We start from the raw sequence: 21,663 nt of genomic DNA on the forward strand, positions 1-21,663 counted from the left end.
CCCGTGGAATTCCTTCCTTTTATCGTCATCATCGTCCTGTTCTACTTCCTGTTGATCAGGCCGCAGCAGAAGCGTGCGAAGCAGGCTCGTGAGCTCCAGCTCAACCTTCAGCCGGGTGACCGGGTGATGCTGACCGCCGGGCTCTTCGGCACGGTGACGGAGGTCGAGGAGGCCACGACGAACATCAAGGTCGAGATCGCCGACGGCGTCGTCATCCAGGTCGTGCGCCAGGCCGTGGCCCAGAAGGTCACCGAGGCGCCTGCCGAGGAGATCGACGAGGACACCGCGGAGGAGCCCGAGGTCGAGGCCAAGGCCGACGAGACCCCTGAGGGCGCCGAGAACGTCATCGTGGACCTCGACAAGAAGGACTGACCAACACATGGCACGCAAGACAGCGCGCCCCGGCCGGACACTCGCACTGCTCTTCTTGGCCATTGCGATCATGTTCGGCGGCATCGCGTTCGCCGGCACCTGGAAGCCCGAGCTCGGGCTCGACCTGCGCGGCGGCACCGAGATCTCGATGACCGCGAAGAACACCGAGGGCGGATCGGTCCCGAGGGAGAGCCTCGACGAGGCCAAATCGATCATCGACCAGCGCGTCAACGGCTCCGGCATCACCGGCGGTCGGGTCACCACCGAGGGCAACGACGTCATCAAGGTCTCCATCCCCGGCACCGGCAAGGTGCAGCAGGAGACCGCCGAGCGCGTCCGTCAGACCGCGAAGCTCCGCTTCCGCCTGGTCGCCTGTAGCCCGCAAAAGCCCTGCGGCGCCGCCGACTCCGGCGGCGGCTCGATGGTCGAGGACCCCTCGACCGGGACCGTGCCGGGCACCTCGCCGCGCGCGGCGTTCGGTGGCGAGACCGCCAGCGCCTCCGAGACCGCGAGCGCGTCGGAGAAGGCGTCCGAGAGCGCCGACCCGAGCGCCAGCCCCTCGGCCTCGGCGAGCGCCGAGCCCAAGAAGCAGAACGACAACAAGGTCGTCAAGGTCGACGACGCCGTCAAGTTCATGCGCAACGTGCCGCAGGAGTGGGCCACCGCCTACAGCTCCTTCACCTGCCCCGCTCCGGGCGCCGAGCCGGCCGAGGACATCCCCGGCAAGCCGCTATTGACCTGTGACGAGGACGGCGTCCCCTACCTGCTGACGCCGGCCGTGATCGAGGGCACCGAGATCAACGAGGCCTCCTACGGCATCCCGCAGCAGCAGGCCAACTACGTGGTCACGCTGGACTTCAAGTCCGACGGCAACAAGGCCTTCGCCGACACCACCGGCGCCATCGCCGGCACCGGTGAGCAGTTCGCGATCGTCTTGGACGCCAAGGTGATCTCGGCGCCGACCGCCGACTCCCGGATCAGCGGAGGCGCCCAGATCAGCGGTGACTTCACCCAGGAGAGCGCCGCCGCGCTGGCCAACAACCTCAAGTACGGCTCGCTGCCCCTCGACTTCCCCGAGGACGGCATCCAGACCCGCGTCATCGGCCCGACCCTGGCCGGCAACCAGCTCACCGCCGGGCTCTGGGCCGGCCTGATCGGCCTGATCCTCGTGGTGATCTTCTCGGTCCTCTACTACCGCGCCATGAGCATCGTGGTGATCGGCTCGCTGCTCGTGGCGGGTGCTCTGACGTACGGGATGATCCTGCTGCTCAGCGAGACCGCCGGTGTCACCCTCGACCTTCCGGGCGTGGCCGGTCTGATCGTCGGTATCGGCATCACCGCCGACTCCTTCATCATCCTCTACGAGAGGATGCGTGACGACATGCGTGATGGCCGCTCGATGCGGGTGGCCGTCGACACGGCCTGGGTCCGGGCGCGGAACACCTGCCTGGCCTCCGACGGTGTCTCGTTCCTGGCCGCGTTCGTGCTCTACGTCTTCGCGACCAACGAGGTCAAGGGCTTCGCCTTCATGCTCGGCCTGACCACGATCATCGACGTGCTGGTGTTCTTCTGGTTCACCCACCCGATGACCAAGCTGATGGCCGGCTGGGGCTTCTTCAACAAGGGTCACGTGCTCTCCGGCATGGACAAGCGCGCGATCGGCACCGTCGACGCCCCCACGGGCACCACTCTGGTCGGAGGCAAGGCCTGATGAGCAAGTTCTCCTTCTCGCGGCTCGGCAAGGAGCTCTACACCGGCGAGAAGTCCTTCGACTTCGTCGGTCGCCGGATGCTCTGGTACGCCGTCTCCGCGGTCGTGCTCGTCGCCGTCGTCCTCGGTGTCTGGCTCCAGGGCATCAACCTCGGCATCGACTTCACCGGCGGCACGCGCTACACCGTGACCGTCGCGCAGGCCGACCAGGAGCTCGCCGACGACCTGCGTACGGCCGTGGGTGACACGGCGGTCGAGGCCGCCGACGGCGCCACGGTGCGCACGGCCGGTGGCAAGTCGATCGTCATCGAGACCAAGGCGATCGCCGACGGCTCCGAAGCGGACAACTCGATCATGGAGGCGATCACCAAGACCGCCGACGTGGCCGACGACGACGTCAGCCGCACCGGCATCGGCCCCAGCTGGGGGCAGCGGGTCGCGGCCAAGGCGGGCCTCGCGCTGGGCATCTTCCTCGTCGGTGTGGTCCTGTTCATCTGGATCTACTTCCGAGAGTGGAAGATGTCGGTCGCGGCCGTCGTCGCGTTGCTCCACGACGTGGTGATCACGGTCGGCGTCTACGCGATCGTCGGCTTCGAGGTGACCCCGGCAACGGTCACCGGCTTCCTGACGATCCTCGGCTACTCGCTCTACGACACCGTGGTGGTCTTCGACAAGGTCAAGGAGAACACCCGCAACCTGTCGCAGAAGAAGCAGACCTACGCCGCCGCGGCCAACCTGGCGGTCAACCAGACCCTGGTGCGGTCGATCAACACCTCGATCATCGGTCTGCTGCCCGTCGTCGCGATCCTCTACGTCAGCACCGTCCAGCTCGGCACCTCCTCGCTGAAGGACATCTCGCTGGTCCTCTTCATCGGTATGGCCGTCGGCACCTACTCCTCGATCTTCATCGCCACCCCGCTGTTGGTGCACCTGAAGTCGAAGGAGAAGGACGTCGTCGACGCCGAGAAGCGTGCCGCCGCGCGGATGAAGGAAGCCGACAAGTACGCCGCGGTGCCGGTCTTCGACGAGGGCATGGCGGTCGCTGACGAGGAGCCCGACGAGCTCCGGGACTCCGAGGACCTCCACGAGGCCGGCGTGAGCCGGGGCACCAGCCCCAACCGCTCCGCGACCGGCCGAGGCCGCAACGTACCCGACCAGCACCGTGAGGTCTCCGACAGCGGCGCCTCCGGGCGTCCGCAGCCGAAGCGCGAGTCGAGGTCGAAGCGCAAGTGACGCTCTCCGAGACGGCCGCTGGTGGCCGGTCGCTCGAGGAGACCCTCGAGCGGCTGGTCGCCGACGTCCCCGACTTCCCGGAGCCGGGCGTCGGGTTCAAGGACATCACCCCGCTGCTGGCCGACCATGCGGGCTTCACCCAGGTGGTCGAGGCGCTCGCCGCTCCGGGACGCGACGCCGACGGCACCGTGGGCGTCACCAAGGTGCTCGGCATGGAGTCGCGAGGCTTCATCCTCGGCGCTCCCGCCGCGCTGCACCTCGGCGTGGGCTTCGTGCCCGTCCGCAAGGCCGGCAAGCTGCCCCGCGAGACCCACGCGGTCTCCTACTCGCTGGAGTACGGCGAGGCCACCCTGGAGCTCCACACCGACGCGGTCGCGCCGGGGGAGCGGGTGCTGGTCATCGACGACGTCCTCGCGACCGGGGGCACCGCGGCGGCCACGATCGAGCTCGTCGAGCGCTGCGGCGGTGTCGTCGTGGGTGTCTCGGTGCTGCTCGAGCTCGGCTTCCTCGACCCGCGCAGCAAGCTGCCGGACACTCCGGTGCACTCGCTGTTGGTCAGTTGACAGGTCCATCATGCAGGTGTCGTCCTAGCCAATGCTCCGGGTGCGGCCGGTAGACTCGTTACATGGCAGAGGATCGCATCGTCGCGCAGCCTCGTGCGCACAACATCGAGGCGCGGGAGAGCAGTGGCCCGGCCCCGTCGGGTCGCAGCGTCCGTGCGCGCCTGGCCCGGATCGGCGGACGTGGCACGCCGGGCAATCCTGTGCTGGAGCCGCTGTTCCGGGCGGTGAGGTCCAACCACCCGAAGGCCGACCTGGCCCTGCTGGAGCGGGCCTACGTCACCGCCGAGCGCCTGCACGGCACGCAGATGCGCAAGAGCGGCGATCCCTACATCACCCACCCGCTCGCGGTGACCACGATCCTCGCCGAGCTCGGCATGACCGAGCCGACCCTGGTGGCGGCCCTGCTGCACGACACCGTCGAGGACACGCCATACACGCTCAAGGAGCTCACCCGCGACTTCGGTGAGGAGGTCGCCCATCTGGTCGACGGCGTCACCAAGCTCGACAAGGTCACCTACGGCGACTCCGCGCAGGCCGAGACGATCCGCAAGATGGTCGTGGCGATGTCCCGCGACATCCGGGTGCTGGTGATCAAGCTGGCCGACCGCCTGCACAACATGCGTACGCTGCGCTACGTCCCGCAGAAGAGCCAGGAGCGCAGCGCCCGCGAGACCCTCGACATCTACGCGCCGCTGGCCCACCGGCTCGGCATGAACACCATCAAGTTCGAGCTCGAGGACCTCGCCTTCGCGACCCTCTACCCGAAGATGTACGACGAGCTCGTCCGTCTCGTCGCCGACCGCAACCCGTCGCGGGAGAAGTTCCTGGCCCAGGTCATCGACCAGGTCGAGCGCGACCTGCACGAGGCCCGGATCAAGGCGACCGTCACCGGCCGACCGAAGCACTACTACTCGATCTACCAGAAGATGATCGTCGGCGGTAAGGACTTCTCCGACATCAACGACCTGGTCGGCATCCGGATCCTGGTCGAGGACGAGCGCGACTGCTACTCCGTCCTCGGCATCCTGCACTCGCGGTGGAACCCCGTCCTGGGGCGCTTCAAGGACTACATCGCGATGCCGAAGTTCAACATGTACCAGTCGCTGCACACCACGGTCATCGGTCCGCAGGGCAAGCCGGTCGAGCTGCAGATCCGCACCTTCGCGATGCACCGCCGTGCCGAGTTCGGTGTGGCCGCCCACTGGAAGTACAAGGAGGACGGCCGTAACGGTGTCGACACCGACCGGCCGATGGACAACGACATGAGCTGGGTCAAGCAGCTCATGGACTGGCAGTCGGAGGTCAACGACCCCGGCGAGTTCCTGGAGTCGCTGCGCTTCGAGATGAAGCGTACCGAGGTCTACGTCTTCACGCCCAAGGGCGACGTGATCGCGCTGCCCGCCGACGCGACTCCGGTCGACTTCGCCTACGCCGTCCACACCGAGGTCGGCAACAAGACCATCGGTGCCCGCGTCAACGGCCGTCTGGTGCCGTTGGAGTCGACCTTGGAGAGCGGCGACGTCGTCGAGGTCTTCACCTCCAAGTCGCCCAACGCCGGTCCGTCGCGGGACTGGGCCTCCTTCGTCAAGTCCAACCGGGCCAAGGCGAAGATCCGGCAGTGGCACACCCGCGAGCGCCGCGACGAGGCCATCGAGAAGGGCCAGGACGCGATCGCCCGGCTCATGCGCAAGGAAGGGCTGCCCCTCAAGCGGCTGATGTCGCGCGAGTCGCTCATGCTCGCCGCCGACCACTTCGACCTGGCCGACGTCGACGCGCTCTACGCGGCGGTCGGCGAGAGCCACCTCTCCGCCCAGGCTGTCGTACGCCGCGTGATCGAGGACCACGGCGGTGACGACGGTGCCGCCGAGGACCTCGCCGAGGCCATCAACGTCGGCCGCAGGCGCAACGGCAAGGTCTCCGCCGCAAACTCCGACGCCGGAGTGATCGTCAAGGGTTCTCCGGACGTCTGGGTCAAGCTCGCCAAGTGCTGCACGCCGGTGCCCGGCGATGACATCCTCGGCTTCGTGACCAAGGGCGGGGGAGTCTCGGTCCACCGCACCGACTGCACCAACGCCGCCGAGCTCCGCTCCCACCCCGAGCGCCTGCTCGAGGTCGAGTGGGGCTCCACCTCCAACTCGGTCTTCCTGGTCAACATCCAGGTCGAGGCGCTGGACCGGGCCCGGCTCCTGTCCGACATCACGATGGCGCTCTCCGACGCCCACGTGAACATCCTGAGCGCCCAGCTCACCACCACCCGCGACCGCGTCGCGAAGTCCCGGTTCTCCTTCGAGATGGCCGACTCCAAGCACCTCGACACCGTCTTGAAGCAGGTACGCACCGTCCCCGGCGTCTTCGACGCCTACCGCGTCACCCAATAGGAAAGTGAGCATCTCGTGGACCCGTTCACCTGGTTTCTGATCGCTTTGGGAGTTGTCGTCGTCGGCGCCGTCGTGTGGGTGGCGGTGAACAAGTCATCGCGAGGCATCGACGAAGCCGTCGCGAACCGGAACAGGGGGCAGGCCTTGGGCAAGGCCGAATACCACGGTGGCAAACACCATGGTGGCTCCGACGGCGGCTCTGCCGGTCTCGGTTTCTAGACCGCCGGTGTTCACCTGGATCCTCATCATCGGCGGTGTACTCCTCCTCGCGGGCATCGTCTGGACCGCGATGGGCAAGGGCGGGAACCCCGTCGACCACGAAGACGTGCGGCAGGCCCAGAAGGGAAATGTCGCCAAGGGCGACTACTACGGAGGCCTGTGAGACGCCGAGTCGGCGCAAACTGACCACAGAACCCGCCGAGTCGGCTCGTTATAACGAGCCGACTCGGCGGGTTTTCTTGTCAAGATGAGCCGACTCGGCCCGGCTGCGCTGAACAGACGCGCCGAGTCGGCGTGGGTCAGGAGAAGTCGGCGCTGGCGCGCTTGGCCATCTCCAGGAACTGGCGGCGGGACTCGAGGTTCTCCTCGAGGCTCTTGATCTTGCGGGCGTCACCCGAGGTCTGGGCCTTGGCGAGATCCTTCTCGACCTGGGCGATGGCCTCCTCGAGCTTGGCGATCATGTCGTCGGCACGAGCGGACTTCTCGGGGTCGGACTTGCGCCACTGGTCGTCCTCGGCGGACTTGATGGCCTGCTCGACCTTGCGCATCGCACCCTCGAGCTCCTTGATGCGGTCGCGCGGGACCTTGCCGGCCTCGTCCCAGCGGTCGGCGATGTCGCGGAAGGACCGCTTGACCGCGTCGAGGTCGTCGCCCTTCTCCAGCAGCGGGAGAAGCTCCTGTGCCTCGGTGAGCAGGCCCTCCTTGACCACGGCGTTCTGGGCGAACTCGGCGTCGAGCGCCGCGTTGGCGGCGTCCCGGGCACCGAAGAAGACGTCCTGGGCGGCCCGGAACTGCTTCCAGAGCTTGTCGTCGACATCCTTGGGGGCCGGACCGGCAGCCTTCCAGTCGCGCATCAGGTCGCGGTAGCGCCCGGCGGTGGGGCCCCAATCGGTGGAGGCGGAGAGCTGCTCGGCCTCGACGATGATCCGCTCCTTGATCACCTTGGCGTCCTCGCGCCGGGCGTTCAGCTCGGCGAAGTGGGCCTTGCGGCGCCGCGTGTAGGCGGTACGTGCGGTCGAGAAGCGCCGCCACAGCGCGTCGTCGGAGCCGCGGTCGATGCGGGGGAGCGCCTTCCACTGGTCGAGCAGCTCCCGCAGCCGGTTGGCGCCGTTACGCCAGTCGTTGCTCTGAGCCAGCTTCTCGGCCTCGGCGACGAGAGCCTCCTTGGCGACCTTCGCCTCGGCCGCCTTCGCGGCCCGCTCGGCCTTGCGGGCCTCACGCTGGGTGGCGATGACCGGCGCCAGAGCGTCCAGTCGCGCCACCAGCGAGGCCAGATCACCGACCGCGTTGGCGTCGGTCACCTTCTCCACGACGGTCTTGACCGCCGCCGTCGCCTCGTCGGGCGACGTCTTACCCGCATGCACGCGCCGCTCGAGCTGCTCGACCTCGAAGGCGAGCTGGTCGAACCGGTTGGTGAAGAAGGCAAGCGCCTCCTCCGGCGTGCCTTCCGGGTATTGCCCCACGGAACGCTCGCCCTCAGCGGTCTTCACGTAGACCGTTCCGTCTTCCTCGACCCGACCCCACTGCTCGCTGGTCACAATGTCCCTACTCTTCGCATGAGGCGCTAACCTCTTATGAAATCTCCCCCGCCGGACACCGTGCTCGTCACAGTCCCGGTCGGCTCAACTTGCAGGTCCCCGTGGTGTCCCGGCACACCTCGGGATGCCCATCGTAGTCAGACGCCACGATGCGGCGCTGCACTGTACCGCTGGATAGGGTGTTTCTCGTGTTGATCGCAGGCTTTCCCGCCGGTCCGTGGGGCACCAACTGCTACGTCGCCGCCACCGGTCCGGGCACCGAGTGTGTCGTGATCGATCCCGGCAAGGACGCTGCGAAGGGCATCGAGGAGATCGTCCGGGAGCAGCGCCTCAAGCCGGTCGCCGTGCTCCTCACCCACGGCCACGTCGACCACATGTGGTCGGTGACCCCGGTTTCCAAGACGTACGACTCCACCGCCTGGATCCACCCCAACGACCGTCACCTCCTCGCCGACCCGCTCCAGGGGATCTCGCCGGAGTCGGCGCAGATGCTGCTCGGCATGCCGCAGGGGACCTACGACTTCGTGGAGCCCGACGATGTCCGAGAGCTGAGTGACGGGCAAGCCATCGACCTGGCCGGGATGAGCTTCCTGATCGACCATACGCCCGGGCATACCGAGGGGTCGGTCACCTTCCGGACTCCCTACCCCGACCACGCCGAGGTCAGTGACGTGATGTTCTCCGGCGACCTGCTCTTCGCGGGCAGCATCGGGCGTACGGACCTCCCCGGCGGTGACCACGCCACGATGCTGCAGTCCCTGACCACCAAGGTGCTGCCCCTCGCCGACGACATCGTGGTGCTCCCCGGCCATGGCGAACAGACCTCGATCGGGCGCGAGCGCGCCACCAACCCGTTTCTTCAGGACCTGATCACCACACCATGAACAAGCCAACACCCCTCTCCGGATTCCCGGAGTTCCTGCCGAGCCAGCGCACCGTCGAGCGCGAGGTCATCGAGACCCTGAGCCGCACCTTCGAGCTGCACGGCTTCGGCAACATCGAGACCCGCGCCGTCGAGCCGATGGACCAGCTGCTGCGCAAGGGCGACACCTCCAAGGAGGTCTACGTCCTGCGCCGGCTGCAGGAGGACGACAGCAGCCGAGACAAGGGGATGGGGCTCCACTTCGACCTCACCGTCCCCTTCGCCCGCTACGTGCTCGAGAACGCCGGCAAGCTGGAGTTCCCCTTCCGCCGCTACCAGATCCAGAAGGTCTGGCGAGGCGAGCGCCCGCAGGAGGGCCGCTTCCGGGAGTTCGCGCAGGCCGACATCGACATCGTCGGGCGCGACACACTGCCGTTCCACCACGACGTCGAGGTCGCCCGGGTCATGCTCGAGGCGCTCGGCAAGCTGACGTTCCTGCCGGGGTTCACGCTCCAGGTCAACAACCGCAAGCTGATCCAGGGCTTCTACGCCGGTCTCGGCGTTCCTGACGTCGAGGAGACCATGCGGCTCATCGACAAGCTCGACAAGATGCCGGCGGAAGAGGTCGGCAAGCTGCTGGTCTCCGAGGCCGGGCTGAGCGACGAGCAGGCCGCCAAGTGCCTCGAGCTCGCCACGATCACCGCCACCGACGACTCCTTCGTCGAGAAGGTCCGGGCCCTCGGCGTCGAGAGCGAGCTGCTCGAGGAGGGCCTGACCGAGCTGGCCACGCTGATCAACGCCACCGCGCCGCTGAACACTGATTCTGTACGCGTCGTGGCCGACCTGAGCATCGCCCGCGGTCTGGACTACTACACCGGCACCGTCTTCGAGACCCGCCTCGACGGCTACGAGTCGCTGGGCAGCATCTGCTCGGGCGGCCGCTACGACGCGCTCGCCAGCGATGGCAAGACCACCTACCCGGGCGTCGGCATTTCGCTCGGCGTGAGCCGCGTCCTGGTGCCTCTCGTGCAGAAGGGCGTGCTCGACGGCGACCGCAAGGTCCCGAGCACGGTGCTGGTCGCCGTCGCCGACGAGGAGAGCCGGACCGAGGCCGATTCGGCGGCCCAGCTCCTGCGCGCCCACAATGTTGCCTGCGAGGTCTCGCCCAACGCCGCCAAGTTCGGCAAGCAGATCCGCTTCGCGGAGCGCCGCGGCATCCCGTACGTCCTCTTCGCGACCGAAGGCGGCTACGAGATCAAGGACATCCGCACCGGCGACCAGGTCTCGGCCGACCCGGCCACCTGGACGCCCCAGAACGAGAGCGACCTGAAGCCCCAGGTCGTCGCGAACAACGAGGAGAAGAAGTGATCCGCACCCACGACGCCGGCACCCTGCGTGCCGAGCACGTCGGCCAGACCGTGACCCTCGCCGGCTGGGTAGGCCGTCGACGCGATCACGGCGGGGTCGCGTTCCTCGATCTGCGTGAGGCCAGCGGCGTGGTCCAGGTCGTCGTCCGCGACGAGGAGATCGCCCACGCCCTCCGCAACGAATACTGCATCAAGGTCACCGGCGAGGTCGTCGCGCGCACCGACGAGAACCGCAACCCCAACCTCGCCACCGGCGAGATCGAGGTCGTCGCCAAGGACCTCGAGGTCCTCTCCGCCGCGGCCGCCCTGCCGTTCCCCATCGACGACCACGTCGAGGTCGGCGAGGACGTACGCTTCAAGCACCGTTACCTCGACCTGCGCCGCACCGCGCCCGGCAACGCCATCCGCCTGCGCTCGAAGGCCAACAAGGCCGCCCGCGACGTCCTCGCCGGCCACGACTTCGTCGAGATCGAGACCCCGACGCTGACCCGCAGCACCCCTGAGGGCGCCCGCGACTTCCTGGTCCCGGCGCGCCTGCAGCCGGGCTCGTGGTACGCGCTGCCGCAGTCGCCGCAGCTGTTCAAGCAGCTGCTCATGGTCGGCGGCATGGAGCGCTACTACCAGCTCGCCCGCGCCTACCGTGACGAGGACTTTCGCGCCGACCGGCAGCCCGAGTTCACCCAGCTCGACATCGAGATGAGCTTCGTCGAGCAGGACGACGTGATCGCCCTGGGCGAGGAGATCGTCGCCGCGCTGTGGAAGCTGATCGGCTACGACGTCCCGCTCCCGATGCCGCGGATGACCTACGCCGACGCGATGGCCAAGTACGGCTCGGACAAGCCCGACCTGCGCTTCGGCATCGAGATCACCGAGTGCACCGACTACTTCTCCGAGACGACGTTCCGCGTCTTCCAGGCGCCCTACGTCGGCGCCGTGGTGATGCCGGGCGGCGCGAGCCAGCCGCGGCGTCAGCTCGACGGCTGGCAGGACTGGGCCAAGCAGCGCGGCGCCAGGGGCCTGGCGTACGTCCTGGTCCAGGAGGACGGCTCGCTGACCGGTCCGGTCGCCAAGAACCTCTCCGAGACCGAGGCCGCCGGACTGGCCGCGCACGTCGGTGCCAACCCGGGTGACTGCATCTTCTTCGCCGCAGGCGCGCCCAAGTCGAGCCGCTCCCTGCTCGGTGCGGCCCGGCTGGAGATCGGCAACCGCCTCGACCTCCGCAAGGACGGCGAGTGGAGCTTCCTGTGGGTCGTCGACGCGCCGCTGCTCGAGCCGGCCTCCGAGGCGGTCGAGTCCGGTGACGTCGCGGTCGGCGCGGGGGAGTGGACCGCGGTCCACCACGCCTTCACCAGCCCGCAGGACGTCGAGAGCTTCGACAAGGACCCCGGCAACGCGCTCGCCTGGGCCTACGACATCGTCTGCAACGGCAACGAGATCGGCGGCGGCTCGATCCGTATCCACCGCGAGGACATCCAGAAGCGGGTCTTCGACCTGATGGGGATCGGCGAGGAGGAGGCCGAGGAGAAGTTCGGCTTCCTGCTCGACGCGTTCAAGTTCGGCGCCCCGCCCCACGGCGGCATCGCGTTCGGCTGGGACCGCGTCGTGGCCCTTCTCGCCGGCACCGACTCGATCCGCGACGTCATCGCCTTCCCGAAGACGGGTGCCGGCTACGACCCGCTCACCGCCGCTCCGGCGCCGATCACGCCCGAGCAGCGCAAGGAGGCGGGCGTCGACGCGCTGAGCTCAACCTCTCCGGCCGCCGCCGAGGCCGAATCGGCTAACTGAGCGCGCTTCCCACAAATCCAACAGAGTCTCCGGGACCGGTTCGCCGGCCCCGGAGACTCTTGGTGTTCAGCGTTGAATGGCGAGAATCCCTCCCGATCTGCCGTATCACTGGTTGAAATCGGATCGTTACCGGTCCGGGCTCCATCCGGGCAAAGGGATCACATAGAGTTCCATCCGTCGACCTCGTGGGTCGGACGCTGCCGTGCGACGGCGGCACCCACAAATACGACTAGACAGAGGAACCATGAGCGAATCGGCCACCGTGTTCGAAGGTGAAGAACTCTCGGGTGGATCGACACCTTCTGCTTCGCCTGAGGAGGCGAAGAAGATCGCCGGCAAGTCGCCGATGAAGCTGGCATGGATGCGGCTTCGCAAGGACAAGCTGTCGATGGTGTCGCTGACGATCGTCGTCCTGGTGGTCCTGGCTGCCGTCCTGGCGCCGATTCTCGTCAGGATGGGCGTGCTGGACCCGTTCGGCTACAACCAGGACCTGCTCGACGCCAACACCATTCCCGAGGGCCGGTTCAGCGGCGCGAGCCTCGAGCACCCGCTCGGCGTGGAGCCCGGCACCGGCCGCGACGCGTTGTCCCGGTTCTGGTACGGCATCACCTTCTCGCTGATCATCGCCCTCACCGCCGCCATCTTGTCGGTGGTCATCGGTGCGATCATCGGGATCATCTCCGGGTTCAGCGGTGGCTGGGTCGACGCGGGCCTGAGCCGCTTCACCGACCTGACGCTCTCGTTCCCCTCGACGATGATGCTGCTGGCGCTCTCCGCGCTCGGCCTCGAGCTCATCCAGATGGTGACGGGACTACCAAACGGCCCACTTGTCCAGGGGATCTACTGCACCGTGGTGCTCGCGATCTTCGGCTGGACCAGCACCGCCCGCGTGGTCCGAGGACAGGTCCTCTCGATCAAGCAACGAGAGTTCGTCGAGGCGGCGATCGTCCTGGGTGCCTCGAAGTCCCGGATCTACTTCAAGGAGATCCTGCCGAACCTGTGGGCCCCGCTGCTGGTCCTGGTCACCCTGATGATGCCGGCCTACATCTCGGCCGAGGCTGCGCTGAGCTACCTCCAGGTCGGTGTGAAGCCGCCGACGCCCACGCTTGGCAACGTGCTCACCGACTCGTTGAAGTACGCGCAGGTGGACCCGTTCTACTTCTTCATGCCCGCGATCATCATCGCGACGATCGTGATCTCGTTCAACCTTCTCGGGGACGGGTTGCGAGACGCCCTTGATCCCAAGGGTGACAGGTGAGCCTCGGGGCTCCGTCCACACACAGGTGACCCGCCCGGGACACCGTTACGGCGTCAGTTGTCAGAGGCTGACGGCGACCACACCAAGGAGAAACGAATGCTCAAGAAGCGAGCTAAGTACGTAGCGGTCAGTGCCGCTGGCGTGCTCGGTCTTTCGCTGGGCCTGGCTGCCTGTGGCGGCGGGGACGGCGGTGGCTCGAGCTCGGCGAACACGCTGACCATCGTCGCTGAGGACCCGATCGACCACCTGGACCCGCAGCGGATCTACGTCGGCGAGACCATCTCGCACACCACGCGTCTGGTCTACCGCAAGCTGCTCTCGAACCCGTCGTCGACCGACCCCAAGGTCTCGAGCAAGCCGATCCCCGACCTGGCGACCGACGAGGGCACCTCGACCGAGGGCGCCAAGACCTGGTCGTTCACCATCAAGGACGGCGTGAAGTGGGAGGACGGCTCCGACATCACGTGTGAGGACTTCGCCTACGGCGCCTCGCGCAACTTCGCCGCCGACGAGCTCACCGGCGGTCCGGGCTTCTACCTGACCGCGAAGCTCGCGCTCAAGGGTGAGTACCCCGGCCCCTACACCGCGACCCCGGAGCAGCAGGCCGACTTCGACCAGGCCGTGACCTGCGATGGCAAGACCATCACCTACAAGTTCAAGTCGCCGTGGCCCGACTTCCCGCTGGCGATCTCGTCGCTGCACATGATGGACCCCTACAAGAAGTCCTTCGACAAGGGTGCCAAGAACGACGACAAGATCTTCTCCAACGGCCCGTACAAGGTCGACACCTGGAACGCCCAGAAGGGCGGCACCCTGGTGCGCAACGACGAGTACGACCCGGAGACCGACGACAAGTCGCTGCGTGAGGCCAAGCCGGACAAGGTCGTCTTCAAGTTCGGTGAGAAGGCGACGACCACCTACGAGAAGCTGTTCTCCGACAGCCCCGACTCGCAGGCGACCATCGTCAGCGGCTCGCGCGTCCCGCCGGAGTTCTACCCGCGTCTCACCGAGGCCGGCGTCAAGGACCGCTACGTCCAGGTCCCGTCGCCCTACGTCGACTACCTGGTGCCGAACCAGAACCAGATGAAGGACCCGAACGTTCGCAAGGCTCTGGCCCAGGCGACCGACGTCGAGTCCTGGATCGCCGCCGGCGGTGGCGAGAAGGCCTACACCCCGGCCGACTCGATCGTGAACCCGGCCGTTCCGGGCTACGTCGCCAACCCGGCGTACAAGGACCGCAACCTCAAGGGCGACCCGGCCGCGGCGAAGAAGACCCTGGCCGACGCCGGTGTCAAGACGCCGTACCCGATCACCTTCACCTACCCGCAGAGCGACACCGCTGACAAGCAGGCCGCCGCGCTGGTCCAGGGCTGGGAGGCCGCCGGCTTCAAGGTCACGCTCGACCCGCTGGGTGACGTCTACTACTCCAACATCCAGAAGCCTTCCAACAAGGCCGACGTGATGTGGGGCGGTTGGGGTGCCGACTGGGGCTCCGCGATGACCGTCACCGCTGCGCTGTTCGACAGCCGTCAGATCGAGAAGTCGACCAACGGTCAGAACTACGGCAACTACAAGAACCCTGCGGTCGACAAGCTGTTCGACCAGGCCGCCAACTCCGCCACCATCGAGGAGCAGAACAAGTTCCTCCAGGAGGCAGACGCGGTCATGGGTGAGGACGTCGCCTACATCCCGCTGGAGATCGCGACCTTCAACTGGGTCCACGGCTCCAAGGTGAAGGACTTCGTCACCACCGATGCCTCCTCGTCCTACCCGGACCTGGCGACCATCGACGTCGAGGACTGATCCTTCAGCTCCGCAACACCGTTCGGACGGCCCTGAGCCGTTCCGACCTTGGAGGCGGGGCTCGCCAGAGCCCCGCCTCCCCCATGTACCTGGACACGATTCCCCCCGGACGACACCCCACGACGGTGGTCCGGCCGATCCCAATGAAGGTGAGACCCACCGATGGTCGCCTACATCATCCGGCGCGTGATCGTCGGTTTGCTCATGCTGGTGGCGATGAGCTTCATCGTCTTCGCACTGTTCATGAAGAACCCGGTTGACCCGGCTCAGTTCTCGTGCGGCAAGAACTGCCCCCCGGAGCGCATCGAGGAGACCCGTCAGGCCCTCGGCTACGACCAGCCGCTGCTGGTCCAGTGGGGCAACTTCGCCAAGGGCGTCGTCGTCGGCCGCGAATACCCCGCCGACGAGGCGATGCGCGAGGCCAACCCCGAGCTGGTCACCGAGTGCGCGGCACCCTGCCTGGGCTACTCCCAGCAGCTGCAGATGACGGTCAACGAGGAGATCGCGGAGGCAGCCCCGATCTCGATCTCGATCGCTCTGGTCGCGGTCACCATCTGGGTCGTCTTCGGTGTTCTGTTCGGAGTGATCGCAGCGGTCTTCAAGGGGTCCCTCGTGGACCGCGGAGTCGTCGGAGCCACGCTGTCCCTGTATGCGTTTCCGACCTTCTTCGTGGGTGCCCTGCTGATCAACTTCGTAGCCATCAAATGGGGGATCTTCCCCGCACCGGGATACGTGCCGATCGCCGAAGGTGGCGTCGGGGAATGGCTGCTCCAGCTCATGCTCCCCGGGTTCACCCTCGCTGCGGTCTACATGGCGGGCTACGTACGCATGACCCGGGCGTTCGTCCTCGAGTCGATGAGCGAGGACTACATCCGCACCGCGAAGTCCAAGGGCCTCAAGGGCGGCAAGGTGCTGTTCAAGCACGCGCTGCGCGCCGCGCTGACCCCGCTGGTGACGATGTTCGGCCTCGATGTCGCTGCCGTCCTCGGCGGAGCGATCATCACCGAGGACGTCTTCAACTACTACGGTCTCGGAAAGCTCGCGGTGACCGCGAACGAGACCTACGACCTTCCCACCATCGTGGGCCTGGTGCTGCTCCTCGGCGCTCTGGTGATCATCGCCAACATCATCGTCGACGTCCTGTACGCCTTCATCGACCCGCGCGTGCGCGTCGCCTGACCCGGGAGCTGATCCATGACTGACCTCTCCAAGACCCCCGAGACGACGCCGGCCAGGGATGGCGCGTTCCTCTCGGTCCAGGACCTGAAGGTTCACTTCTCCACCTCCGACGGCATCGTCAAGGCGACCGACGGCCTCACCTTCGAGCTCGAGCGCGGCAAGACGCTCGGCATCGTGGGCGAGTCCGGGTCGGGCAAGTCGGTATCCAGCTCGGCGATCATGGGGCTGCACCGCGGCACCAACGCCATCCTCAGCGGCCAGATCATGCTCGACGGTGTCGACCTGCTCAAGGTGAGCAACGAGGACATGCGCAGGCGCCGCGGTCGCGACGTGGCGATGATCTTCCAGGACCCGCTCTCCGCGATGCACCCCTATTACACGGTGGGCAACCAGATCATGGAGGCCTACCAGGTCCACAACGACGTGAGCAAGAAGGAGGCGCGCACGCGCGCCATCGAGATGCTCGAGCGCGTCGGCATCCCGCAGCCCGACCGTCGCGTGGACGACTACCCCCACCAGTTCTCCGGCGGTATGCGCCAGCGCGCGATGATCGCGATGGGGCTGATCAACAACCCCAGCCTGCTGATCGCCGACGAGCCGACCACGGCTCTCGACGTGACCGTCCAGGCGCAGATCCTCGACCTGCTCCAGGACCTGCAGCGCGACTTCGACGCGGCGATCATCATCATCACCCACGACCTCGGCGTCGTGGCCGAGATGGCTGATGACGTACTCGTGATGTACGCCGGCCGCGCGGTCGAGTACGGCCCGTGCAAGGAGATCCTCACCAACCCGGAGATGCCCTACACCTGGGGTCTGCTCTCCAGCGTGCCGGACCTGACCGCGTCGACCGAGGCCAAGCTGATCCCGATCCGGGGCAACCCGCCCTCGCTGCTCAACCCGCCGCCGGGATGCGCCTTCGAGCCGCGCTGCGACCACGTGGCGAAGGTGGGCGGCGACCTGTGCCGGACGACCCTTCCCGACCTCACCCCGGCCCACAGCGGTGGCAACCACACCAAGCGGTGCCACATCAAGAACGCCGACGAGGTCTACGAGGCAGAGATCCTGCCCGAGATCGCCCCTGACCTGGTGGAGGACTGATGAGCGACACCACGACCGCCCCCGCGGCCTCGGTCGCACCGGAGAGCACGGAGGCAGTGCTCTCGGTCGACAACCTGAAGATGCACTTCCCGGTCAAGGGCAGTGGCGTGATCCGGCGTACGGTCGGGCACGTCAAGGCCGTCGACGGGGTCTCCTTCGAGGTGGCTAGGGGCAGTGCCCTGGGCCTCGTCGGCGAGTCCGGTTGTGGCAAGTCCACGACCGGCCGGATGGTGACGCGGCTCTACAAGCCCACCGAAGGTTCGATCAACTTCGAGGGCACGGACATCGCCAACTACTCCGGTCGGCAGCTGCACCCGATGCGCCGGGAGATCCAGATGATCTTCCAGGACCCGTCGACCTCGCTGAACCCACGTCACACGGTCGGCTCGATCATCGGCGCGCCGCTGCGGATCCACAACATGGTGCCGAAGAACAAGGTGCTCAGCCGGGTCCAGGAGCTGCTCGAGATCGTCGGTCTCAACCCGGAGCACTACAACCGCTACCCGCACGAGTTCTCCGGCGGCCAGCGCCAGCGCATCGGCATCGCCCGGGCGCTGACCCTGCAGCCGAAGCTGCTCGTCGCCGACGAGCCGGTCTCGGCTCTGGACGTCTCGATCCAGGCCCAGGTGATCAACCTTCTGCAGGATCTGCAGAAGGAGTTCGACATCTCCTTCCTGTTCATCGCTCACGACCTCGCCATCGTTCGTCACTTCTGCCCCGAGGTCGCGGTGATGTACCTCGGCAAGATCGTGGAGATCGGTGACCGCGAGTCGATCTACGAGCGCGCTCACCACCCCTACACCCAGGCGCTGCTCTCCGCCGTGCCCGACGTGAAGCAGGCCGCGATCGGCGGCCGTCGTGAGCGGATCCGGCTGGAGGGCGACGTACCTTCGCCGATCAACCCGCCCTCGGGCTGCCACTTCCGCACCCGCTGCGCCATCGCCAAGGACATCTGCTCCGTGGTCGAGCCGCCGCTGCTGCAGATCGGTAAGAAGCACAAGGTCGCCTGCCACTTCCCGGGCGAGATCCACCAGCACCCGGAGAAGCCGATCACCGCGCCGCTCCTGGGCGTCGACGAGTTCGGCGCGCCGGACCCGGGTGCCAGCCCGGCCGAGGTCCCGGGCGATGGCCCGGGCTACGCCGACACCTGGTACGACCTGGCGAACAACTCGCGAGGGCGTGCCTGAGAATCTCTCGCATCTCGTCAGGATTACGAAAGACGGTCCGCAGCCGACGGCTGCGGACCGTCTTTGTTTCGTATGTGTCACACGTCACCGTCGGTATCGAACCGTTATCTGTAGTCCCGCCCGAAGCGCGGCAACTTGGCATAACTTGAGGCAGCGCGCTGGCTCGGGCCCGCGCCAAGTGGTCTGGTCTTGGGCGTACCGAGCCTTGGCATCGAACGGAGATCCGAGCGTATGACTGTGTCCGAAGTGTTGATCCAGGGTCCTGATGATCCCGAGATCAGTCCGGAACCGAGGACCGGCGACGTCGCGGGCCGTTCGCCGATGCGGATCGCCATGGACCGCCTGCTCTCGGACAAGGTCGCGATGATCTGTGCCGGGATCGTGCTGCTCTTCGTCCTGATCGCCGTCTTCGCGCCGCTGCTGTGCAAGCTGTTCGGCGTCGAGGTGCGTGCCGGTGACCCGGTCACCGACACCGACTCGTTCAACTATCCCGTCATCGGCCCGCCCAACTACGGCTTCACCTGGGAGGCGCCGCTCGGCCTGGAGCCCAACTCCGGCAACGACCTGCTCGCGGAGTGGTTCTACGGCGCGCGTACGTCCCTGCTCGTCGCCACGATCGCCACGGTCGTCTCCACCGTGGTCGGTGTGGTGCTCGGCCTGATCGCGGGCTACAGCCGCGGCTGGGGTGACCGGGTGATCACGTTCGTGATCGACCTCTTCCTCACACTGCCGTTCCTGCTGGTCGCGATCGCGATCTCGCCGATGCTCGTGGAGCGTTGGCGGGAGAACCCGACGATGCTCGACAACGCCTCGCTGATCGCACTCATCGTGATCCTCTCGATCTTCGGGTGGATGGGTCTGGCCCGGCTGATCCGCGGCGAGGTGATCTCGCTGCGTGAGCGCGAGTTCATCGAGGCCGCCTACGTCCTCGGGATGCCGACCCATCGGATCCTGTTCAAGGAGCTGCTCCCCAACCTGGTGGCGCCGATCGTGGTCTCGTTCTCGCTGAGCCTGCCGGCCACGATCGCCGCGGAGGCGACGCTGGCCTATCTCGGTGTCGGTGTCACCGGGCGACCGTCCTGGGGGCAGACGATCCTGCGCGCCCAGAGCTGGTTCGACGAATACCCCTTGTACCTCTACGCGCCGATCGTCGGGATCGTGGTCCTGGTCTTCGCGCTCAACCTGCTCGGAGACGCCATCCGCGACGCCTTCGACCCCAAGTCTTTCCGGTGAGCACGTCGTCGGAGAGAGGCATCAACCATGGAAGGTGGAAATCTACGATGCAATTGAAGAGAACAGTGATCGCGGCCAGCGCGATCGCTGCGCTGACGCTCACCGCTGCTTGTGGTGGCGGGGGTGGCGGTGGCGAGGACCCGGCCGGCGAGTTCAAGGCCGGCGGCGGCGCCGGCGCCGGCAAGGACGCCACGGCCGAGGGGCCGCTGGAGATCCCGAGCGACGCCAAGAAGGGCGGCACGATCACCGTGCTGTCCAACAACGCCCCCCACACCCTCGACCCGACCCGGACCTACTACGTCGACTCCGGCGCGATCATGTCCGGCCTGGTGACCCGCTCACTGACGCAGTACGTCTACGACCAGAAGAGCGGCGACTCCGTTCTCGTCCCTGACCTTGCCACCGACCTCGGCCAGGTCTCCGAGGACGGCCTGACCTGGACCTTCGAGCTCAAGGACGGCATCAAGTACGAGGACGGCACCGAGGCCACCGCCGAGGACGTCGTCTACGGCATCAAGCGCTCCTTCGCCATCGACACCCTGACCGACGGCCCGACCTACCAGACGACGTTCTTCAAGGACGGTCAGAAGTACAAGGGCCCGTTCGCGGACACCGACGCCGAGCTCAAGAAGCTCCCCGACTACGACCCCAGCGCCGGCTGGTACGGCGGTGAGGACTACGACGGCGTCGAGGCCGACGGCAACAAGGTGATCATCCACCTTGCCCAGCCGTTCCCCGAGCTCGACTACTACGCCTCGTTCCCGGTCTTCTCGCCGATCCCGAAGGCCAAGGACAAGGACCCGCTGGCCTACGAGAGCCACCCGATGGCGACCGGGCCCTACAAGTTCGAGTCCTACAAGCCCGGCGCCTCGCTGAAGCTCGTCAAGAACGACCAGTGGGACCCCGACACCGACCCCGGCCGGTTCCAGGCCGCGGACGCCTTCGACTTCAAGTTCGCCCAGGACACCGCGAAGCTCGAGAACCAGATCCTCGGCGACAAGGGCGCGGCGCAGTCGATGATGACCTACGACGACGTCACTCCGCCGACCTACAAGTCGATCAAGGAGAGCGCCCCGGACAACCTCGTCGAGGGCACCTCGCCGTGCACCTACATGTACCGTCCGGACCAGACCAAGATCACGGAGAAGAAGGTCCGCGAGGCGATCAGCTGGGCCTACCCCTACCAGGCCGCCTGGAAGGCCTCCGGCGAGATCGTCGGAGTCACCATCGAGCCCGGTACCTCGCTCCTGCCCCCGGGCACCGCCGGTCGGGTCGAGTACCAGTACCCGAAGGGTCAGGACGGTCAGACCACCGACCCGGAGAAGGCCAAGGCGCTGCTGAAGGAGGCCGGGGCCGAGGGCTTCGAGCTGAAGTGGTACTACCAGCGCGACGACGAGAACTCGGTCGCCAAGAAGGACCAGATGGTCAAGGGCTTCGAGGCCGCCGGTTTCAAGGCGACCCCGGTCGCTTCGACGGACGAGACCATTCGTGACGACGAGAGCAACCTGGATGCTCCGATCAACCTCCGCTACGGCGGCTGGTGCTCCGACTGGCCCTCGGGCGGCTCGTGGTTCCCGGCGCAGTGGATCGGCTCGAACGCCAACAAGCCGGGCATGCCGAACCCGACCAACTTCAAGGAGGCCGACGCCGACGCGAAGCAGGCCGAGATCCTGAAGTTGGACGCCGACGAGGTCCCCGCAGCCTGGGGCGAGTTCGACAAGTGGATGCAGGAGACCTACATGGTCGAGATCAACGCCGGCTACGACGCGAACGCCTTCATCAAGGGCTCGCTGGTCGGCGGGGTCGTCAACGACCCGGTCAAGGGCATGCCGAGCTTCTCCATCATGTACCTCAAGTGAGGTGATCCGGCCGGCG

Annotated in this window: 18 protein-coding genes; 17 read left to right on the plus strand and 1 reads right to left on the minus strand. The window is 67.0% G+C overall.

Translation table 11 applies throughout. The annotated features are described in order from the left end of the window. Positions 1-3: 3 nt before the first annotated feature. The 7 genes from yajC to ABZ796_RS19780 all read left to right on the plus strand — a co-directional run bounded on the left by yajC (position 4) and on the right by ABZ796_RS19780 (position 6,638). Positions 4-372 carry a preprotein translocase subunit YajC gene (yajC, locus tag ABZ796_RS19750; protein ID WP_357339112.1) on the plus strand — a complete coding sequence of 123 codons (369 nt, stop codon included), beginning with the start codon at positions 4-6 and terminating at the stop codon, positions 370-372. A gap of 7 nt (positions 373-379) precedes the next feature. Further along, a complete protein-coding gene (gene secD, locus ABZ796_RS19755; protein WP_357339114.1) occupies positions 380-2,083 on the plus strand; it encodes a protein translocase subunit SecD in 1,704 nt (567 codons plus the stop codon). Beyond that, positions 2,083-3,315 carry a protein translocase subunit SecF gene (secF, locus tag ABZ796_RS19760; RefSeq protein WP_357339116.1) on the plus strand — a complete coding sequence of 411 codons (1,233 nt, stop codon included), beginning with the start codon at positions 2,083-2,085 and terminating at the stop codon, positions 3,313-3,315. The genes secD and secF overlap by 1 nt, the downstream gene beginning before the upstream one ends. After that, positions 3,312-3,878 carry an adenine phosphoribosyltransferase gene (locus tag ABZ796_RS19765; protein WP_357339118.1) on the plus strand — a complete coding sequence of 189 codons (567 nt, stop codon included), beginning with the start codon at positions 3,312-3,314 and terminating at the stop codon, positions 3,876-3,878. The genes secF and ABZ796_RS19765 overlap by 4 nt, the downstream gene beginning before the upstream one ends. A gap of 62 nt (positions 3,879-3,940) precedes the next feature. Next, positions 3,941-6,256 (plus strand): bifunctional (p)ppGpp synthetase/guanosine-3',5'-bis(diphosphate) 3'-pyrophosphohydrolase, encoded by a 2,316-nt coding sequence (locus tag ABZ796_RS19770; RefSeq protein ID WP_357339120.1) that lies wholly within the window; start codon positions 3,941-3,943, stop codon positions 6,254-6,256. Positions 6,257-6,271: 15 nt separating this feature from the next. Next, positions 6,272-6,475, plus strand: a complete 204-nt coding sequence (locus tag ABZ796_RS19775) for a hypothetical protein (RefSeq protein ID WP_357339122.1) — start codon at positions 6,272-6,274, stop codon at positions 6,473-6,475. Between the two features lie 7 nt (positions 6,476-6,482). Further along, positions 6,483-6,638, plus strand: a complete 156-nt coding sequence (locus tag ABZ796_RS19780) for a hypothetical protein (RefSeq protein WP_357339124.1) — start codon at positions 6,483-6,485, stop codon at positions 6,636-6,638. A 136-nt stretch (positions 6,639-6,774) separates the two neighbouring features. Here the strand turns inward: ABZ796_RS19780 and ABZ796_RS19785 are convergent, their stop codons facing one another. After that, positions 6,775-8,013: a DUF349 domain-containing protein gene (locus ABZ796_RS19785; RefSeq protein ID WP_357339126.1), complete on the minus strand. Its 1,239-nt coding sequence runs from the start codon at positions 8,011-8,013 to the stop codon at positions 6,775-6,777. A gap of 188 nt (positions 8,014-8,201) precedes the next feature. Here ABZ796_RS19785 and ABZ796_RS19790 point away from each other — a divergent pair, with 188 nt between their 5' ends. From ABZ796_RS19790 to ABZ796_RS19835, 10 genes are all read left to right on the plus strand, one after another. Then, positions 8,202-8,897, plus strand: coding sequence for an MBL fold metallo-hydrolase (locus ABZ796_RS19790; RefSeq protein WP_357339128.1), 696 nt, complete (start codon positions 8,202-8,204; stop codon positions 8,895-8,897). Beyond that, positions 8,894-10,243, plus strand: coding sequence for a histidine--tRNA ligase (gene hisS, locus ABZ796_RS19795; RefSeq protein WP_357339130.1), 1,350 nt, complete (start codon positions 8,894-8,896; stop codon positions 10,241-10,243). The genes ABZ796_RS19790 and hisS overlap by 4 nt, the downstream gene beginning before the upstream one ends. Beyond that, entirely contained in the window at positions 10,240-12,027 is a 1,788-nt protein-coding gene (aspS, locus tag ABZ796_RS19800; protein ID WP_357339132.1) for an aspartate--tRNA ligase, read from the plus strand. The genes hisS and aspS overlap by 4 nt, the downstream gene beginning before the upstream one ends. 244 nt (positions 12,028-12,271) lie before the next feature. Next, complete coding sequence (locus ABZ796_RS19805) at positions 12,272-13,285, plus strand: ABC transporter permease (RefSeq protein ID WP_357339133.1); 1,014 nt, start codon at positions 12,272-12,274, stop codon at positions 13,283-13,285. A 96-nt stretch (positions 13,286-13,381) separates the two neighbouring features. Further along, positions 13,382-15,088, plus strand: coding sequence for an ABC transporter substrate-binding protein (locus ABZ796_RS19810; protein WP_357339135.1), 1,707 nt, complete (start codon positions 13,382-13,384; stop codon positions 15,086-15,088). Positions 15,089-15,250: 162 nt separating this feature from the next. Next, complete coding sequence (locus tag ABZ796_RS19815) at positions 15,251-16,267, plus strand: ABC transporter permease (protein ID WP_357339137.1); 1,017 nt, start codon at positions 15,251-15,253, stop codon at positions 16,265-16,267. Between the two features lie 15 nt (positions 16,268-16,282). Continuing rightward, on the plus strand, positions 16,283-17,368 hold the full coding sequence (locus ABZ796_RS19820) for an ABC transporter ATP-binding protein (protein WP_357339139.1): 1,086 nt from the start codon (positions 16,283-16,285) through the stop codon (positions 17,366-17,368). Then, positions 17,368-18,555 (plus strand): dipeptide ABC transporter ATP-binding protein, encoded by a 1,188-nt coding sequence (locus ABZ796_RS19825; RefSeq protein ID WP_357339141.1) that lies wholly within the window; start codon positions 17,368-17,370, stop codon positions 18,553-18,555. Before ABZ796_RS19820 ends, ABZ796_RS19825 begins: the two co-directional genes overlap by 1 nt. A 231-nt stretch (positions 18,556-18,786) precedes the next feature. Continuing rightward, positions 18,787-19,788, plus strand: coding sequence for an ABC transporter permease (locus ABZ796_RS19830; protein ID WP_357339143.1), 1,002 nt, complete (start codon positions 18,787-18,789; stop codon positions 19,786-19,788). Between the two features lie 47 nt (positions 19,789-19,835). Next, on the plus strand, positions 19,836-21,647 hold the full coding sequence (locus tag ABZ796_RS19835) for an ABC transporter substrate-binding protein (RefSeq protein WP_357339144.1): 1,812 nt from the start codon (positions 19,836-19,838) through the stop codon (positions 21,645-21,647). Positions 21,648-21,663 lie beyond the last annotated feature (16 nt).

It is taken from the genome of Nocardioides sp. NPDC047086 (genome assembly GCF_040643685.1).
In the GTDB taxonomy this organism is placed as follows: domain Bacteria; phylum Actinomycetota; class Actinomycetes; order Propionibacteriales; family Nocardioidaceae; genus Nocardioides.

Excerpts from the sequence above, each read along its gene's own strand:
- secD (WP_357339114.1), top strand. The coding sequence starts at position 380 with ATGGCACGCAAGACAGCGCGCCCCGGCCGGACACTCGCACTGCTCTTC.
- secF (WP_357339116.1), top strand. The coding sequence starts at position 2,083 with ATGAGCAAGTTCTCCTTCTCGCGGCTCGGCAAGGAGCTCTACACCGGC.
- ABZ796_RS19770 (WP_357339120.1), top strand. The coding sequence starts at position 3,941 with ATGGCAGAGGATCGCATCGTCGCGCAGCCTCGTGCGCACAACATCGAG.
- hisS (WP_357339130.1), top strand. The coding sequence starts at position 8,894 with ATGAACAAGCCAACACCCCTCTCCGGATTCCCGGAGTTCCTGCCGAGC.
- ABZ796_RS19805 (WP_357339133.1), top strand. The coding sequence starts at position 12,272 with ATGAGCGAATCGGCCACCGTGTTCGAAGGTGAAGAACTCTCGGGTGGA.
- ABZ796_RS19810 (WP_357339135.1), top strand. The coding sequence starts at position 13,382 with ATGCTCAAGAAGCGAGCTAAGTACGTAGCGGTCAGTGCCGCTGGCGTG.
- ABZ796_RS19815 (WP_357339137.1), top strand. The coding sequence starts at position 15,251 with ATGGTCGCCTACATCATCCGGCGCGTGATCGTCGGTTTGCTCATGCTG.
- ABZ796_RS19820 (WP_357339139.1), top strand. The coding sequence starts at position 16,283 with ATGACTGACCTCTCCAAGACCCCCGAGACGACGCCGGCCAGGGATGGC.
- ABZ796_RS19825 (WP_357339141.1), top strand. The coding sequence starts at position 17,368 with ATGAGCGACACCACGACCGCCCCCGCGGCCTCGGTCGCACCGGAGAGC.
- ABZ796_RS19830 (WP_357339143.1), top strand. The coding sequence starts at position 18,787 with ATGACTGTGTCCGAAGTGTTGATCCAGGGTCCTGATGATCCCGAGATC.
- ABZ796_RS19835 (WP_357339144.1), top strand. The coding sequence starts at position 19,836 with ATGCAATTGAAGAGAACAGTGATCGCGGCCAGCGCGATCGCTGCGCTG.